At 62.4% G+C, this 17,306-nt stretch carries 13 protein-coding genes and 5 pseudogenes; 8 read left to right on the plus strand and 10 right to left on the minus strand.

Annotation, left to right across the window (positions count from 1 at the left end; translation table 11 throughout):
• From ACEWFR_RS22740 to ACEWFR_RS22750, 3 genes and pseudogenes are all read right to left on the minus strand, one after another.
• A pseudogene (locus ACEWFR_RS22740) lies at nt 1–2,405 on the minus strand (hypothetical protein); the annotation flags it as partial.
• A gap of 308 nt (nt 2,406–2,713) precedes the next feature.
• Nucleotides 2,714–2,887, minus strand: a pseudogene (locus tag ACEWFR_RS22745) (DUF955 domain-containing protein); the annotation flags it as partial.
• Nucleotides 2,888–3,027: 140 nt separating this feature from the next.
• Nucleotides 3,028–3,792 (minus strand): pirin family protein, encoded by a 765-nt coding sequence (locus tag ACEWFR_RS22750; protein WP_374063198.1) that lies wholly within the window; start codon nt 3,790–3,792, stop codon nt 3,028–3,030.
• Nucleotides 3,793–4,555: 763 nt separating this feature from the next.
• Between ACEWFR_RS22750 and ACEWFR_RS22755 the strand changes: the two genes are divergently transcribed.
• From ACEWFR_RS22755 to ACEWFR_RS22765, 3 genes and pseudogenes are all read left to right on the plus strand, one after another.
• On the plus strand, nt 4,556–4,996 hold the full coding sequence (locus tag ACEWFR_RS22755) for a universal stress protein (RefSeq protein WP_374063199.1): 441 nt from the start codon (nt 4,556–4,558) through the stop codon (nt 4,994–4,996).
• The gene (locus tag ACEWFR_RS22760; protein WP_374063200.1) at nt 4,993–7,359 is read left to right on the plus strand and encodes an amino acid permease; all 2,367 of its coding nucleotides are present in this window, start codon (nt 4,993–4,995) and stop codon (nt 7,357–7,359) included. Before ACEWFR_RS22755 ends, ACEWFR_RS22760 begins: the two co-directional genes overlap by 4 nt.
• 288 nt (nt 7,360–7,647) lie before the next feature.
• Nucleotides 7,648–7,897, plus strand: a pseudogene (locus ACEWFR_RS22765) (NAD-binding protein); the annotation flags it as partial.
• A gap of 335 nt (nt 7,898–8,232) precedes the next feature.
• Here the strand turns inward: ACEWFR_RS22765 and ACEWFR_RS22770 are convergent.
• A complete protein-coding gene (locus ACEWFR_RS22770) occupies nt 8,233–8,670 on the minus strand; it encodes a universal stress protein (RefSeq protein WP_374063201.1) in 438 nt (145 codons plus the stop codon).
• Between the two features lie 237 nt (nt 8,671–8,907).
• Here ACEWFR_RS22770 and ACEWFR_RS22775 point away from each other — a divergent pair.
• Nucleotides 8,908–9,015, plus strand: a pseudogene (locus ACEWFR_RS22775) (pyridoxamine 5'-phosphate oxidase family protein); the annotation flags it as partial.
• Nucleotides 9,016–9,069: 54 nt separating this feature from the next.
• Nucleotides 9,070–9,705: pseudogene (locus ACEWFR_RS22780) on the plus strand (IS6 family transposase).
• Between the two features lie 396 nt (nt 9,706–10,101).
• Here the strand turns inward: ACEWFR_RS22780 and ACEWFR_RS22785 are convergent.
• Together ACEWFR_RS22785 and ACEWFR_RS22790 are read right to left on the minus strand one after the other, a co-directional pair.
• Entirely contained in the window at nt 10,102–10,290 is a 189-nt protein-coding gene (locus ACEWFR_RS22785; RefSeq protein WP_374063202.1) for a hypothetical protein, read from the minus strand.
• A 159-nt stretch (nt 10,291–10,449) separates the two neighbouring features.
• A complete protein-coding gene (locus ACEWFR_RS22790) occupies nt 10,450–10,869 on the minus strand; it encodes a universal stress protein (protein WP_374063203.1) in 420 nt (139 codons plus the stop codon).
• A gap of 516 nt (nt 10,870–11,385) precedes the next feature.
• Between ACEWFR_RS22790 and ACEWFR_RS22795 the strand changes: the two genes are divergently transcribed.
• The 3 genes from ACEWFR_RS22795 to ACEWFR_RS22805 all read left to right on the plus strand — a co-directional run bounded on the left by ACEWFR_RS22795 (nt 11,386) and on the right by ACEWFR_RS22805 (nt 13,474).
• Nucleotides 11,386–12,138 (plus strand): sugar phosphate isomerase/epimerase family protein, encoded by a 753-nt coding sequence (locus tag ACEWFR_RS22795; protein ID WP_374063204.1) that lies wholly within the window; start codon nt 11,386–11,388, stop codon nt 12,136–12,138.
• 362 nt (nt 12,139–12,500) lie between these two features.
• Nucleotides 12,501–12,905, plus strand: coding sequence for a universal stress protein (locus ACEWFR_RS22800; protein ID WP_374063205.1), 405 nt, complete (start codon nt 12,501–12,503; stop codon nt 12,903–12,905).
• 149 nt (nt 12,906–13,054) lie between these two features.
• Entirely contained in the window at nt 13,055–13,474 is a 420-nt protein-coding gene (locus ACEWFR_RS22805) for a universal stress protein (protein ID WP_374063206.1), read from the plus strand.
• Between the two features lie 259 nt (nt 13,475–13,733).
• Here ACEWFR_RS22805 and ACEWFR_RS22810 read toward each other — a convergent pair whose 3' ends face one another.
• The 4 genes from ACEWFR_RS22810 to ACEWFR_RS22825 form a co-directional block, all read right to left on the minus strand.
• On the minus strand, nt 13,734–14,456 hold the full coding sequence (locus tag ACEWFR_RS22810; protein WP_374063207.1) for a class I SAM-dependent methyltransferase: 723 nt from the start codon (nt 14,454–14,456) through the stop codon (nt 13,734–13,736).
• Between the two features lie 138 nt (nt 14,457–14,594).
• A complete protein-coding gene (locus ACEWFR_RS22815) occupies nt 14,595–14,819 on the minus strand; it encodes a YgaP-like transmembrane domain (protein ID WP_374063208.1) in 225 nt (74 codons plus the stop codon).
• Nucleotides 14,820–15,108: 289 nt separating this feature from the next.
• The gene (locus tag ACEWFR_RS22820; RefSeq protein WP_374063209.1) at nt 15,109–15,933 is read right to left on the minus strand and encodes a universal stress protein; all 825 of its coding nucleotides are present in this window, start codon (nt 15,931–15,933) and stop codon (nt 15,109–15,111) included.
• A 224-nt stretch (nt 15,934–16,157) separates the two neighbouring features.
• On the minus strand, nt 16,158–16,982 hold the full coding sequence (locus ACEWFR_RS22825; protein WP_374063210.1) for a universal stress protein: 825 nt from the start codon (nt 16,980–16,982) through the stop codon (nt 16,158–16,160).
• Between the last annotated feature and the right edge of the window lie 324 nt (nt 16,983–17,306).

Genomic DNA, 17,306 nt, shown 5'->3' on the forward strand with positions numbered 1-17,306 from the left:
TAAGCTACGTCTGGCGATTCACCACGGCCGAGGATGCCCATGGTGTATCGGTCGTTGGGGCTCATCCCGTACTGGCGAACGCGCGAGACGATGGTGGAGATGCCCCCATTGGCCGTCGCTGGATCGTCGGCCCGTCTAACGATCCGTCCGACTGCGCCTCCGTAGACGAAGTGGAGCGGGAATTGCCACCCGTCATCGACCATCTCGTGAAGTGCCGCGTCGACACATCCGATCGCGCCGTGGTTTACGATCGACCCGTCTGGCGGCTGGGCGAGCCTCGCCAGTGCGCCCGTAAAGGCGGTGGCAAACGGCTCCAGGTCGCCGCCGACGGCTTCGCGGCCGTGCGGAGCGGCGGTCTCGTTCGTGACCTCCAGCACGCCGCGTGCGACGGCGTGAACCCACTCGTGGGTCGTCGACTTCGCTCTCGCCACGGCCGTGATGGCAGTCCCGTAGACCTCGCCACGGTACAGGAGCGCTTCGTCGGGGTCGTCAGTCCGGTTCAGCCCCACCTCCGCCACGAGGTCGTCGATGACGGAGAGCCACGGGCCGGCAGCGGTTGGCCCGTGGGTCATCGAGATGACGTCGACTGCCTCGGCGACGGTGGCCCCGACGTATTCCCCGTCCAGCGAGTGATCCGGAACCCCCGCAATCGCTGCCAGTGTGCTCTGGTCCGTGACCGACTCAACGTCGACGGTCCGACGAGACGGTGACTGCACCTCGTTCCACCCGATCGCATCGAGCAGGTCCTCAGCGACGGCTGCGGGCTCTCGATCGGGCGAGCCGTACATGTTGTCCATGCTGATCTCGACGCGGTCGGTCCAGGCTGTCAGTTCCTCACAGCCGGCCCGATCACAGACGTCGTTGAGTCGGTCGCGGTAGGCGTTATCGCAAATGAGCAGTGCACCCACACAACTCCCCTCGTCGACCCACTCGGGGAGTGCTCGCAGACCGTCGTCGCCTGGTATCCTCGCAGGCCCGGCACCGTACGTCGCGACGACGACGGCGTTCGGCGTCGCCTCGACCCCTTCCCGAATGTGGTCGGGATTGTTGAGAGCGGGGAGTCTGATAGTTGCTCCCCACTCGGCGAGTTCCGTGGCCAGGGACGCGGCCACGTGACGCTTCCCGCTCGCTTTGGGACCGGAGAGAACGACCAGTCCCCCGTCGAGTGCGTCAAGGAGGTCCGTGTCGTCGGCGAACGATCTCCAGTCCCTCCCGTTCTCGTCCTCACCGTTTGTCTCCTGGAACTGCGCCGGCAGTTCGCGCTCGGCAGCAGCGTCGTGCAATGCCTGCGGCCCGTCCCAGTACCAGGAACCGACGAGTCTAAACAACCCGTACTCGTCGGGGTCCGTCGAAATCGATCCGAACGTCGAACTGGCCGACTGGAGCACGTCGACTGGCTCACCGACCGCCTCACGTGCCACGTCGAGTACCGATTCCCGGTCGCCGTCGTCAGCGAGACGATCGCCGATCAGTGCCCGTGCGGGATCGGCGGCGAACACCGTGAGGTGATCGACCGTTCCAGGCGGGAGATCCAGTGCGATCTCCAGTGCTTCAGCGGCCGTGGACACTATTCGAAGCCGAGCGAGTGACTCGAGCCAGTCCGCCTCCTCGTCCAGTCCAACGGCGACCAGCGCTACCGCGGCGAGGACCGGTGGTGCGCGTTCGTTGGGGATCCGGCTTGGGAGGCCACCGCTCGGAACGAGTGGCGAGACTGCGTCTGCGAACTCCTCGCTGAACGGGTCGATCGAAACGTCGTAGCCGCCGAACGCTCGCCTGACATCTCCGGGCAGTATCACCGACGCAGCGTCCTGTTTCGAGAGGGGGACAAACGCTTCCGGCGTGACGGTCGCATCGTACCAGCCGAGATGTGCCTGGAGCTGCGGGGTTTCGAAGTAGTACGGCGGATATCTGGCCCGGTCCAGCACGACCGATAGTTCGTCCTCCCGGAGGTCGCCCACACCGCGCTTGCTGAGACGCTGCCGAACCTCGTTTATTGCCGCCGGAGCAGCAGTCGGCGGCGTTCGTACCACCAACACTGTATCGACCGTCTCGACGAACTGTCCATCGACCCCTAGATCACGCTGGCAGAGCCAGTCGAAACTCCGCGGACGGGCGAGGAGTACTGCACCACCCGATCCGGCGAACAGCGATTTCTCACCGAATTCGTACGTGTAGGTCGCTACGCTCTCGTCGTCGAGGTCGAACACCGCGGACACGAAGTCCTCGACGATGACGAGCTCGTCGTCGACGGCTACTGTCTCGGGTAGTTCTCGGACAGTTCGACCGACCGACCGCAGCCGCTGTGACGTTCCGATACCGGGTGCACCGAGAACGAGCGTCACCTCGTCCGGTTCGACTGCATCCACCAGTTCACCAGGCCTGACTTCCTGTATCGTACAATCCATGAGTTTGCGGCAACCCACCCCGTCGACGAATCTGTGCGAGAGTACGACAACGGCAGTTGGTTGTATTTGTCTAATTCTGATCGTAATATAACAGTTTCTATCGCCAACGATCTGACGTGTGTTCCACTGCATCTCGATGACCGACACCGAAAGTCGAGCTACCCCACCCTACTTGCTCACGGCTGACGCCGTTCGCACCGTGAGGGGAGCGTGAGACCTTTGGTCTCACGGGCCATGCGAACGGGCGCTTCACGCCCGTGAGCAGATGGGGGTTCCTGCTTCCAAGACGTGCTTTGCAGGAATCAAAGTGGACACTGGCGCTTGATCTGGAACGTATTCCGATACAAGTAGTCGTAGAAGCGACGCTGGACATCAAGCCGCTCTTGGAACGCTGCGCTGGCCTGCGCGTCGTCGACGCCGGCGACGAGCTCGTCAATCCATGCTCCGATAGTGCTGTTCATCTCCTCGGATTTCGTGTCGATTTCCTCGAAGGAGACCGACGAATCACTGACCGTAGCCGTTGTGTTCGCCGAATCGAGTTTACGGCGACTGCGTCAGTGCAGACCGCGCTGCACCCCTCAGGGGGGACAAAAACACCACCAGTAGCCCGCTTACCGGTGTCTCAGCGGCCGATTGTGCCCTGGCGTGTGATCGGGGCGTCGGGGTTGATGGTAAATGCGACGATGGTCGAGTCCTCGGTAGCAGTGACGGTTACGTCGCCGTCGTCAGTCACGAGTGCGTTCTCGGTGTACCCGACGGACTCCTCGCCGACGTTGACGGTTCCCTCGAAGACGTACAGATAGGTGTGCCAGTCCGACTGGGACGGTAGCGTGACCGTGGCGCCGGCGCCGAGGCGGCAGTCGTAGAAGTCGACATCGTTGCGGACGAACAGTGGTGCATCGGTCCCCTCGGGCCCGAACAGGTGGCGCCACTCGTTCGCAACGGGATCGGGAATCGGCTCGTGCTGGATGTTCGGCTCGAGGTCGAGGCTGTGCGGCCGAACGAAGATCTGGAGCATCCGCAGCGGCGGGTCGTCCGCGAGCGTCTCCTCGGCGTGCCAGAAGCCGCTGCCGGCGTTCATCACCATCAGGTGTTCGGGGTCCGTTACGAGTTTGTTACCCTGCCGGTCGTTGTGGCGCATCACGCCGTCGGGCACCCAGGAAATGATCTCCTCGTTGCGGTGCTGGTGCATTCGGATGAGTGTCTCCGGATCCATGAACGACTCGACGACGGTCGCAAGTGGCCCGTAGCCGTGGTCGTCGTGGTCGGGGACTGCCCTCCCAGGGAAGTTGAGGTGGATTCTGAACGTGCCCTGATTCTGCGAGATGTCCGTTCGCGGCGACGTGTGGATACGAGGTTGCGTCTGTGTTGAGGGCGAATCGTCCATCACCAGGTCGTAGTCGCTCAGCCGCTATATGGGTTCTGCGCGAGGCTCCTCAATATGACACTCTGGATGGGCTGGTCGTTCAGTCCGGTAGAATACATCCGGACGGGAAGTAGACGCTCCGCTCGCTGCCGATCTCTTCAAGATCGCTCCGATGGCGGTGGAAAATATAATAACAACTGAAACGGTTTATACACCGATCACACAGTCCGCGGTTCTCGCTCGCGGTGATCTCTCACGGCTCGCTTCGCTCACCGTTCGCATCCCCGCGGTTCTCGCTCACTGTGTTCGCTCACGCTCGCTTTGCTCGCCGTTCGCGTTCCCGCGGTTCTCGCTCACTGTGTTCGCTCCGAACCGCGCTCGCTCCAAACCGCGCTCGCTCCAAACCGCGCTCGCTCCAAACCGCGCTCGCTCCGAACCGCGCTACTGTCGTACGATCGGGTGTGCAGTGACGTTCAGTGGCTACTATAGCACTCGTAACTGCAGTATCCACAGACAGCGCCGGTATCGTATTCAGCGGCGTCGGGGCCGCGACGGAGTCGTCGTGGAACGGGTGGACTCGGACTCTGTTCTTCCTGATGTGGATCGGTCGACTGGATCGTCCCCGTGCTGGCGGTGTTCATCTCCGCGATTGACAGTCGGTGACGGACGAACCGAGATGAACTCAAACGACGTATTCTCAGCGCTGAAGAGGAGTTATAAACTCTTCTGCTGCCCCAGTGACGCAGAGCGTACCTTCTTAACTGACGAGGATATGAGTGCTCGTATGACGAGGACTGATCAACCGGACGAGCGGGACCTCCTCGACCACGTTCTCCTGCCCGTCGCCCACGAGGCGGACGCGCTGGCGACGGCACGGGTGCTCGAACCCTACGACCCGGAGCAGGTTACCGCGCTGCACGTCGTCGAGAAAGGCGGAGGCGTCCCCGACAAGACGCCGGTCGAGCAGTCAGAGGAGCTCGCAGCCGAGTCGTACGCCGCGGTTCGAACTGTGTTCCCAGACGCCGACGACCACACCGCGTACGACCGAGACATCGTCGGCGCGATCTTCGACGCCGTCGACGAGGTCGGCGCGAGCGCGATCGCCTATCGCTCTCGAGACGGCAACCGCCTGATGCAGTTCCTCTCCGGTGACCTCTCGATCAAGCTCGTGACGAGATCGCACGTGCCCGTGATCGCGCTTCCGCGCGAGGGAGCGACCGAATGAGCGACGAAGAGCTCGCGAAGGACCTCGGCCCGCTGGCGGCGCTTACCATCGGGATCGGGACGATGATCGGCGCCGGGATCTTCGTCCTCCCCGGCACCGCGGTCGCGCGAGCCGGCCCCCTCGCGGCGTTCACCTTCGTCCTCGGCGGCGTCATCGCCCTGTTCACGGCGCTGTCAGCCTCCGAGCTCGGTACGGCGATGCCCAAGTCCGGCGGCGCGTACTTCTACGTCAACCGGGCGCTCGGGCCCATGTTCGGCTCCATCGCGGGGTGGGCGAACTGGCTCGGGCTCGCGTTCGCCTCCGCGTTCTATATGTACGGCTTCGGCGAGTACGTCAACGCGCTCGTCGGGCTCGGATCGGTCGGACTCGGACCGGTGTCGCTGGAGGCCGCGCAGGTGATCGGTCTCGCCGGCGCGCTGCTCTTTATCGCGGTCAACTACTTCGGTGCGAAAGAGACCGGCGGACTCCAGATCGTCATCGTCATGTCGCTTCTGGGGATCCTCGCCGTCTTCACCGTCGTCGGTCTGCTGAACGCCGATATGGAATCGCTACGACCGTTAGCGCCGCCGGGGACGACGAGCGAAGTCCTCCCGGTGACGGGGATCATTTTCGTCTCGTATCTGGGGTTCGTCCAGATCACCTCGGTCGCCGAGGAGATCAAAAACCCCGGGCGGAACCTCCCGCTCGCGGTCCTCGGATCGGTCGTCATCGTCACGGTCGTCTACGCGCTGTTTTTGGTCGTGTTACTCGCGGCGGTACCGAACGAACTGGTCGCGAACAACGAGACCGCGGTCGTTGACGCCGCTCGCCTGCTGTTTGGCAACTACGAGGTGTTCGGCTACTCGCTCGGCGCCGTCGGCGCCGGCATGCTCCTGCTCGGCGGACTGCTCGCGACCGCCTCGTCGGCGAACGCATCGATCCTCTCGTCATCGCGGATCAACTTCGCGATGGGGCGCGAGAAGATCGTCACCCCGAAGCTCAACGAGATCCACAAGCGGTTCGGGACTCCCTACAAGTCGATCGCACTTACCGGCGCGCTCATCCTCGTCTTCCTCGTTGCCGGCGGCGTCGAGTCGCTGTCGACCATGGGCTCCGTACTCCACCTCATCGTCTACGGCCTGCTCAACCTCGCGCTCATCGTGATGCGGGAGTCGGGGGTCGAGGGGTACGATCCCGACTTCGAGGTCCCCTTCTACCCCGCCGTCCCGATAATCGGGACAGTGTCGTCGTTCGCGCTGATCGTCTACATTGAGCCGACGATAATTCTAATCTCGTTCGGCCTCGTCGCCTTCGCCGTGCTCTGGTACCTGCTGTACGCCCGCGGGAAGGTGGAGTCGCGCGGCGTGTTAGGCACGTGGATCCTCGACCGTTCCGACGAGCTGCCGAAGGCCGCCGTGTCGGCGGCTACGTCGGTCCAGCCGAGCGGCGACGACTATCGCGTGATGGTGCCGCTCGCGAACCCCGCGACTGAGGAGCACCTGATCACGCTCGCGTCGGCCATCGCCAAGCAGCGCAACGGGACAGTCGTCGCGGTCAACATCGCGAACGTCCCCGACCAGACGTCGCTAGAGGCCGCGCGCGACCGCGGCGCCCACGAGGCGGCACACGACCTGTTAGACCGGGCCCGTGACGACGCCGAGACGTTCGGCGTTGACGTGGAGACGCACGTCGTGTTATCACACCGCGTATTCGAGGAGGTGTTCGACGCGGCCCGCACCTACGGCGCCGACCTCACCGTGATGGGCTGGGGCGAGGACTCCCACGGGGCGCCAGGGCGCGCGGAGACGGCGGTCGACGAGCTCGCTCACTCGCTGCCGTCCGACTTCCTCGTGTTTCGCGACCGCGGGTTCGACCCCTCGCGGATTCTCGTGCCGACCGCCGGCGGTCCGGCCTCGGACTTGTCCGGCGCAGTCGCGAAGATGCTCCAGACCGAGTTCGACGGTGAGGTCACCCTGCTGCACGTCGCCGACGACGAGGCAGCGGGCCGTCGGTTCCTCACCGAGTGGGCCGCCGAGCACGACCTCGCCGACGCGACGATGCGAATCGAGAGCGGCGACGTCGAGGCGGCCATCGACCGCGCCGCGCGGGACGCCACGATGCTGATCATCGGCGCGACCGAGAAGGGACTGCTCTCGCGGCTGTTCCGCGGATCGGTCGTGTTGCAGGTGCTCGAGGACGTGGAGTGTTCCGTGCTCCTCGCCGAGAAGCGCGACAACCGCAGTATCCGAGCCCGGCTGTTCGGAAGCGGCACCCGGGCAAATGCGCCGAGCGGGTCGGACGGCTCCGACGGTCCCACTGCCGATACCGACGCCACGCTCGAGCCGTCGACGCCGCCGGTCGAGGGCGGCAAAACCGACAACTGATCGGCGTCACCGGCACCCGACACCATCCGCGCCCCCTCTCGTGTCACGGAACGGGAGGCTTTCGGTGACGAATTCTGAATGGCAGTCACATGTATAGTGACAACTGAAACGATTCACACACTGATCGCACAGTCCGCGGTTCTCGCTCACTGCGTTCGCTCACGGCTCGCTTTGCTCGCCGTTCGCATTCCCGCGGTTCTCGCTCACTACGTTCGCTCACGGCTCGCTCCGAACCGCGCTCGCTCCGAACCGCGCTCGCTCCGAACCACGCTCCCGTCGTTCGATCGGGTGTGCAGTGACGTTCAGTGGCTACGATATCTGATCGTCGTGGGTGCGAGCGACATCGGGACACCGCCCGTCGAACTTGCGACCGAGGGGCAACGAGGTCATCGTCATCGAACGCGACGAGGAACGTGCAGAGCGGGCGTCGAGGCAATACGACTGTCTTGTTCTCAATGACGACGCGACCTCCACGGAGACGCTCCGCGATGGCGCGGTCGCGATCACGACGCTCGCGGAGGGGATCGTTTCGATCACCGCGTGGTCACGTTTCTGTTCCTGTACTACTACGACGTCCCCGTCGATATAAGGCCCCTCCCGTCCGTCTTCGCCGGGGGATTCCTCGCGGTGATGATCCTCCCTCACGCGGTCCGGGTCCTTCCGAACGCGATCTGGCGCTATCATTCCGATCGACGCGTTCGGGATCGGTCTCCTGGGCCTCCTGCTCGGTCTGGAGACCTGACCGCCGTCGGCTCGAGCGCACCGGAGCGGACCTCCGTTACCGACCCGTTTCGGTCGGCACAACCGGGTCGGATCCCGGATCGAGTTTCTCAACTGAGGAGTCACCCGGGATCGGCCTTATTATCGGGATTCTCAGGCGGTGAACACGGGGATGTCAAGCGAGCCGACCACCCGGTTCGTGATCGACCCGATGAGCGGCTTGTCGGGATCCGAACGCCCGCGTTTGCCCATCACGACGAGATCGATGTCGTGTTCGTCGACGTACTCGAGGATGGCCTCGACGGGCGTGTTCGCCTTGACTGCCGTGTCGCAGTTGACCCCGGCGTCAGCGGCGAGGTCCTCGATCTCCGAGATGAACGTTTCACCCTTCTTCTCGAGGCGGCGTCGCGTCTGTGCGATGTCGCTCGGGACCGCAACGTAGTCGGCGTCGCCCATGTCCATCGCGTACAGGACGTGCAGCGTCGCGTCGTTTCGTCGCGCGAACTTGATCGCCTGTTCGGCCCCGTTTCGGGCGGCTTTGCTGCCGTCGGTGGGAACAAGGATATCGTCGAAGTCACGTGGTTCGTCCATAGGTAACGGACCACGTGGAAGTGGGTAATTCTTGCCCCCCGCTTCCGACACTGCGAGCGGCCACTACGCGTCGGAGCAGCGAAATCGAATTGGCAGTGATATGATACTATTCGACAGCCAGACGAAAACGGTACCGAGGGCCCGCCGCGGTCTGTCGCCGGCATCGTTCGGTTCTCTCTTGCGGTGTGCACACCGCAGAGTGGTTTTTGAGCTCCGTGGAGAGCTCCATTACATATCAAAACTGGCGTTCTGGGTCTCACCGAGGAGGACGCCCCGTACCTCCTTCCGCTGACGTTCGGCTACGACGGCGAGACGCGACTCTACTTCACGTTCCTCCTCGGCTCTAAACGCTGTTCAGAGTAGAGTGTGACGGAGTGAGGCGGTGGAATTCGTTGTGCTATGCCAGAATTCGACCGCCTCGACGGATCTAGCATCGGGATCGAGCTAGATTTTGTGGATCGCGAGCAGACACCGCGCGAGCTCATGGAACTCAGTATCCAGCTCCAGCTGTACGAATCATCACTTTTGGAAACTATCTCTATCTGAGAGTGCTTCGGTGTCGAACGGGCGCACTCGACTGTTCACAAGTGGGTCCAAAAGGCCGACGTACAGCCGACAGACGGTGCCCAGCCGGATCACATCGCGCTCGACGAGACCGTGATCCATCTCGACGATCAGCGCGACTGGCTGTACGCTGCTGTCGATCCCGAAACGAACAAATTTCTCCATGTTAGGCTATTTTTGATGCGGAACGAGGGTATTACCTCGATTTTTCTCTCTGAACTCACCGAGAAACACGACGTTGACGACGCCGTGTTTCTCGTCGATTCCGAACCGTGGCTGAAAGTTTCACTCAACCAATACGGACTCCGATTTCGTCACGAGACACACGGAAATCAGAACGCCGTCGAACATCTCTTTCAAGAAGTAAAACGGCGAACCTACCAGTTCGAAAATTGCTTCAGAAACGCTGAACCGAATACCGCCGAAACCTGGCTCCAGAGCTACGCGTACATATGGAATCAACGAAACTAAACACGGCCCCCTCACGGTGCCGAAAGACTCAGTATCGGTACCAAATGAGGGTAGTGAAGCAGGGCCCAAAGCTTCGGGTGTATTAACCAACGATTTGGGCTCATCCCTCGGACCCGTTGGTTAACTCAGTCACTCTCCTGCAGAGGAGAACACAACCCCGGAAGAGACAGGAATCTACCTCCGACGAGCGGCTGCGCTGCGTACAGTAACTTAGTCCCCGCCGTTGCGGTGCTCAGAATCGAGCCGAGCATACAATCGAGCCGAGCATACAATCGAGCCGAGCATACAATCGAGCCGAGCATACAATCGAGCCGAGCATACGCGTCTGAAGGGCGCGTAGTTCAGTGAGTGAGCTGCTGAGCGTCAGTGGCTCGGGAAGTTGTTCGTCGGTTTCTCTCAGCGTCTGTTCGGCCTCGAGGAGTATCTCGTGCAGTTCGTCGACGGGAATCTGCCCGTCATCCACGGCACCACGTTCTGGGTGATATCCCTGATCACCGTACTCCGAGTCGGGAACCGGATCGTCGACATCGAGAGAGCTCGGTCGAACTCAGGGGCGTCCTGTGGATCAGGGTCGTCTGGCGTCATTGGTCGAGCACCTCGATGTCGGGATTCGCACCGGCGGACCAGCGACCACTTTTGCACGCTCGAGTTCTTGACCGAGTTCGATGTCGAACCGCAACGGAGCGTCTGTGCACGATCGCGCTTCCGCGTTCGATTGCTGCAGAGCGGCCGATCGACGAACGGCTATCTGACGACAATAACGGTGGTCGGCGAGCGTCGGACGACCATCTCCGCGACGCTCCCGAGGAGGATCCGCGATACTCCTTCCCGTCCGTGGCTGCCGATGATGATCGTGTCGAACTCTCCCTCTTCAACTCGGCTGACGATCGTTTGAGCCGGTTTTCCGATATCGACCTCGGTTTCGAGTTCGCGATCGTATTCCGTCGCGACCGTCGTCGCATTCTCGAGGATCTCCTCGCCGTGTTCGCGGCCTTGTTCGGCGCCGAGTTCCCTGGCGTCTCCGAATGCAGTCCAGTATCCCGCAGGAATCGGCACGACATACAGGGCCGTGACTGCTGCATCGGGAAACGTTTCGAAGGCGTACTCGAGTGCCTTTTCGGCAGGGCCTGAGTCGTCGTATGGAACGAGGATTTGCCCGCTCATACTGAGATGGACTGCAGGAGCGACTATAATGGTATGTGTATGTGATCGGACACGACTTCGAAACACGTTCCCATCGAGAGGCGCAGTCACGACAATGGAACGTGGCTCTTCTCGGTCGCGTCCCTCACCAGATCGGAATCGCACTACTCACGTTCGGCGTGTTGCTGGCGCTCTTCGAGACCGTTCTGGATCGGTATGACGAGCGGTGCTGAGTTCCGACACACCGCCGTCGATCGCTGGTCGAACCCGGTCTCGCGCGAACGGTCGACGCCGTTCCGCCGACGTAGCCCGAGCACAGCGCTATCCCGTCGAACACAGACTACGAGACGACCACCACCGAATCGACCAGAATAAAACTCGGTCTCGATCGGTTCTGCCTGGTCCTGTCTCCGTGTCGGGCAGTCTATAGTAGCCACTGCACGTCATTGCATGCCTGATCGACCGACAGCTGTCCGATCAGTGTGTGAATCGTTTCAGTGGCTACTATATTATATCCATGGCGGCGAATGGGGCCGTATGGACGTTGGCCTCACCGTCGGCGATTCGCTCGAGCGGACGGAACGAACGATCGAGGGGTTCGACCTCGCGGAACTGTCGGTCGGCGAAGGACGTGACCCCGACGAGATCGACGTGGACCGACTCGAAACGATACTCGCTGACGCGGATGCCGACCTCTGTGTTCACTTGCCGTTCAAGCAGGTCGTCGTGACGCCGGTCCCGGAAATCAACGACGCGATCGTCGACTACCTGTCACGGCTGCTCGAGTGGGCCGGCACCGCAGATGCGGAGAAGGCGGTTCTTCACGGAACGGCCCGGAACCCGCACGATACGGATCTTCGACCCGTCTTCGCCGACCAGCTCGAGGCGATCGGCACGGCCGCCGCCGACGCCGACGTGGAACTCGTCGTCGAGAACGTCGGGCATCAAAAGCGCGGATTGCCGCTTACCGTTCTGGGTGATCTCGCACACGAAACCGAGACGGCCGTCTGTTTCGATGTCGGTCACGCGTACATGGAAGACGGCGACGACGGCGTCGATCGATTCTGTTCGCAGTACGGCGACCTCGTCTCGCATCTCCACGTCCACGACGCCCGAAGCCGGGGCGACACCCATCTCCCGATCGGTGCCGGCGAAATCGATTACAGCGTCGTTACGGATCACCTCGCGGGATTTGACGGAACCGTCGCGGTCGAAGTCTTCACCGACGACGTCACGCTGTTGCGCGACACCGCACGCCGAGCGAGGACGGCACTCGAGTCCGATTCGTAATTCTGCTCGCTGTCTCGATGGCCTTCGAGAAACCGTCCCCGTTATGTTCCCGTGATCGCGACGGTTCGGCCGGGGCCGCTTGTGGCGAGTCGGGAACGGTTCACGACGAACTCCTCGAGGAGACTCCGGACGACGTTCGCGACGTGCCGGCACCAGACGCGACAGAAAACTATAGTAACAACTGAAACGGTTCACACACTGATCGCACAGCCATCGTGCGATCAGGTGTGCAGTGACTTGCAGTGGCTACTATAGATGAACGACCGCTGAGGCCGATCCAATCCATTGGACGGTACCGTCACTCTGCAGTGAGACAGCGCCTGAACCTATTTGTACGGTCCAGTGGTGGACCCACTACGGCCATGTACGAGACAATCCTCGTCGCGACCGACGGAAGCGAATCAGCGGCCCGCGCAACCGATCACGCACTCGACCTCGCGTCGACGTTCGACGCCGACTTCCACGCGATCTACGTCGTCGACACTCGTCGGTACGGGAAATCGACGCTGGCGGACACGGAGGACGTTATTACAGGCCTGAGAGAGCGCGGTCAGGACATCTTAGACGATATCGCCGCGCAGGCGGACATCGATGTGACGATCGAAATTCACGACGGACGTCCACACGAAGTGATCGGCGAGTATGCCAATCAGATCGATGCGGACCTGCTTCTCCTTGGCAACCGCGGTATGGATTCCGGTGGTGAAATCGGGAGCACCGCAGAACGCGTCGTCAGGTACGTCGATCGCCCCGTGATGACGGCCTGAAACACGTCTCGACGCGGAACACGCTGAGGAATTCGGAAGGAAATCGATGTTGAACGACGATTTGATGTCGATAGCCTGCTCCCGCAGATTTACATCAAATAATTTAGTATGTCTTATTTAGCTGACTTCGGTGTTGCTACTCGTGACCGATGTACGATACAATCCTCGTCCCGACCGATGGGAGCGACCCCGCGAATCGAGCGGTAGAACACGCGTTAGCGCTCGCGGAACAGTACGATGCCAAGGTGCACGCAATGTACTGCGTCGAGACGCACCGATACGGTGAACCCGCCCTGAGCAGCGCCGAAATCGTACTCACCAGGCTCGAGGAACAGGGAGAAGCAATGCTCCAGGAGCTCGTCGAGCGCGCTGACAACGTTGGTATCGAGTGCACCTGCAACGTCTGTCACGGCCGGCCCTGGGAGGAGGTCACGGAGAAGGCCCGAGAACTCGATGCCGACCTGATAGTAATCGGATTTCAGGGGCAGAGCCACGATCGAACGGGCAAAATCGGAAGTGTCGCCGATCGTGTGGTCCGGTACGCGGATCGGCCGGTGTTGACCGCCTGATCTGACGACCGTCGTTTTCGAGCGTGCACAAACCGTTTCGATCGACTTACCCGCGCCTGAACCCGCTCTTCGCCTTCTGAACACGGTATTCTCGCACTGGCGGTGGCCACAAACCGATCCGAGTGAATTGCCTCGGAGTCAAGCCCCGAGGCACCCACCGTGACAGCCTGTCGGTTCTGCACCTCGATTCCGAGTCGTCGCCTCTCTCAAACGTAGTGTCCGTTCCGCTCGAGCGGAGATAGTGGCTCGGAGCCGTCACTCACGTCGACAGATCGTCGTCACGTCGACGCGAAGTTGCGACCACTATCTCGGCCGTCAGTCCCCACAACGGGTACGTCTCCGCCTCGACCACGGTGAAGCCGGCCTCCTCGAGGAGTTCGCGAACAAAGATCGGACGGCAGTCGGCGTACCGAGGAAACGCCTCGTGGAGGCGTTCGTACGCGCGAGTTACCGGCCCGGCGTCGCGTTTGGACAACGCGACGACCCCGAGCCGGCCGTCGTCCCGAAGCACTCGCCGCCACTCCCCAAGGACGGTCGGCAGCGCCGGCGTGTCGAACAGTTCGAGCGTGAAACTCGCGAATACCGCGTCGAACGCGTCGCCGTCGAACGGCGGTCGCTCGGCGTCACCCCGGACGAGGGAGACCCGGTCCGCGACGTCCGCCTCCGCGACTCGCTCTCGGGTGACGTCGCACATCCCGCCGGAGCTGTCGAGTCCGACGACGCGACCGTTCGATCCGACACTGTCAGCGAGCGAGACGAGCGCTCGTCCCGTTCCGAACCCGACCTCGAGCACCCAATCGCCGGTCTCGGCGTTCAGGAGGTTAATACCATGATTCCGGGGGGCACGATCGAACCGCGCGACGAGCGCATCGTACCAGGGACTGATCCGATCGTACCAGACGATCGCGTCGCGTTTTGGGCGATTCACTCTCGCAATCGAGCCTGACGAGAGGGGGTCCGTAGATGTCTTACCCTCGTCCATCGGCCACCACGGTCGGGAACCGGCCGTCGAAATCCGCCGGAAGCGACCCCGAATCCGATGTGAGCTGTCCGGCGTTCGGAAACGGGTTCACTCGGGCTCGGTTACTACGTTCAAACCCATCTCGTCTGTCTCCTCCCGTCATCGGGAGTCATCCGTCGTAGTGTCGATTCCCGCGGCCTCGTTGATCGGACACTTCTGGGTCGTCCCGGTCACGAGGAGGACGGCACCGACGACGACCCCGATCACTCCGATGACGGCGCCGATGGCCCAGTAGCCAGTCAATGCCGCGATCCCGGCGATCGCGAGCGCTAGTCCAACGACGATACGTCCAGTACGGTCTATTCCGCCGACGTTCTTCTCCATGCGTGTTGTTCTAACGAGCCCGAGCAGAATGAATATTGTACCCAGTTCCGATAGTAGCCACTGAAAGTCACTGCACAGCTGATCGAAAACGGCGTTGCGATCAGTGTGTAAGTCGTTTCAGTGGCTACTATATCCGGGAACGAGAACGATGTCCCGGCGTGAGAGGCCCACAGGAGACCGACGTCGAACCTGGGCCGCGAGCGGTCATCAGCGTCGATATACCGCGGGGGACGGTCCGCTGGCAGTCTGGCGTCACCAGGCGATCGCATCGGAATGTCGCGTCGAACCGTCACCGATCGGCCGAGCGGACGGTCAAAACAGGAGTCGGCGCGGTTCGAAGAACGCGTTCGGCGACGCTGCCGAGTAAGAGCCGATCGACGCCACGACGTCCGTGCGTGCCGACCGCGATGAGGTCCGCACCCACATCGGCAGCTTTCGAGCGGATCTCTCGAGCGGGCGGGCCGATCAGTACCTCGGTTTCGACGTCGTTCGCTCCGGCCGCTCGGGCGGCCGCTTCGGCGTCGTTGACGATCGTTTTCGCGGCGGTTTCGAACTGGGCTTTGATTCGCTCGTCGGCGACGACCGGCGTCACGTCGATGACGGAGAGAACGTGGATCGTTGCATGGGGGGACGCGAACGAGACCGCGCGTTTCACGGCAGCCAGACTGTGTTCGCTTCCATCCACACCAACGACGATCGTTTGGTAGGGATACCTGACGTCGAGTTCCCCATCCGGCGAGACGACGAGGACTGGTACCTCGCCGTCCCTGACGACGGCCTCAGTCACGCTACCGAGAACGAGCCGTTGGATCCCGTGCCGGCCATGGGTCCCAATGACGATTACGTCAGCATCGATCTCGGAGGCGTAGTCCGCGATTTCCCCAGTGGGGGAATCGGATCGAATCTCCCCGATGACAGTCGCGCCGGCGTCTTCGAACCACGCCATGCCTTCGTCGACGATTTGCTCGGCCACCGGATCGTCTTCGTCCGTATTCTCGGCCACGTGTAGTACGTGTCCCGTCGCTTTCGTCGTCGCAGCGATGGTAGCGGCGTGTTCGAGCGCAGCAGTCGCGGGATCGCTTCCGTCCGTCGGGACGAGTAGCCGATCGACCATATGGTGAATTCGTCGGGAATCCACTTATTATCGTGCGGTACCCGCGACCTGATCCGGTCGTAGTTACCCAGCACGACAGGCCCGTCAAGTACTGGATCGTCGGTCCTGTCCAGCCACTCGCAGAGCCGTCTCGAGACCTCACCGACTACGGGATCGAACGGATGGACGACGAGACCGTCAAGCGGATTCCCGGTACACAGTGCCTTGGCATCGTCGTATGACGACTACTGGTCGATCGTTCGGACGGTCACGACGGGGACGCTCGCGTTCGGCACCACCCGCTGGGAGACGCTACCGACCACGAGCCGCTCGAGAGTCGTCTTGCTCTCGGTGCCCATCACGAGCAGGTCGACGTCCGCGTCGGCCGCGTACTCGAGGATGACCTCGTGGGCCGATCCGTCGACGACCGTTCGCGTCACTTCGACGCCGCGTTCCTCGGCACGATCCGCGACGGCCGTCATCGTCTTCTTGCCGTGTTCTTCGAACGCTTCTCGTTGCTCCGGCGCATCGAAGTTCACGTCGACGGCGTACAGCGCGTGCAACCTAGCGTCGGCGCTGTCGGCGAGCGAGATTGCGTGTTCGGTCGCGGCGCGTGAGCCGGACCACCCGTCCGTCGCGAGGAGGACGTCGTCGAGCTCAGGGCCCTCGAGAGCAGCGTCCGGACCGACTGTGAGGACCGGCTGGCGGGCCTCTCGAAGCACCTCGAGAGCGACACTTCCGAGCAGCGCCTGCGATAATCCGGTCCGTCCGTGGGTGCCGAGGACGATCAGGTCGGCACCGACTTCGGTGGCGGTGGCCGGTATTTCGTCCGCCGGCCGCCCGCTCCGGACGATCGCGTCGGCCTCACAGTCGGCTTGGCGGGCCTGCGCCGCGATCGCTTCCGCATCCGCCTCGCGTTTGCTGCGACGCGCCGCGTTATCTCGTCTCTCTTCGGCGATCGCTAGCGCGTGTATCTCGCCCCCGAACCGCCTGGCGAGCGAGATCCCCATCGATGCGGCGTTCGCTGCGATGTCGCTCCCGTCGGTTGCGACGAGAATATCATCGTACATACTGCTCCGTACGGTGACGACTGCCTTGGCTTTGACGTCGTTCAACACGTAGAACAGGTCCGAATTGCGAACAGCGTCTATCGCTTCGGGGCCTCAAACCGGACCGCGAACCCGGTGAACGGGCATCGAGCTCCGTCGTGCACCGTTCCTGTGGGCACTTGGCTCGATTCGCACCAGCTCGTGATCGGATTCGATGGGGGATTCCGACGAACGAACGCTGTCATCCGGCTGCGTCCTCGTCATCGGGATAGACCGGAGGGCAGGCGATCCGGAATCTGGCCGCAACCGTCGTCTTCGGCCCGACCGAACAACGGATGTGCACAA

This window comes from Natrinema sp. H-ect4 (genome assembly GCF_041894845.1).
Classification (GTDB): Archaea; Halobacteriota; Halobacteria; order Halobacteriales; family Natrialbaceae; genus Natrinema.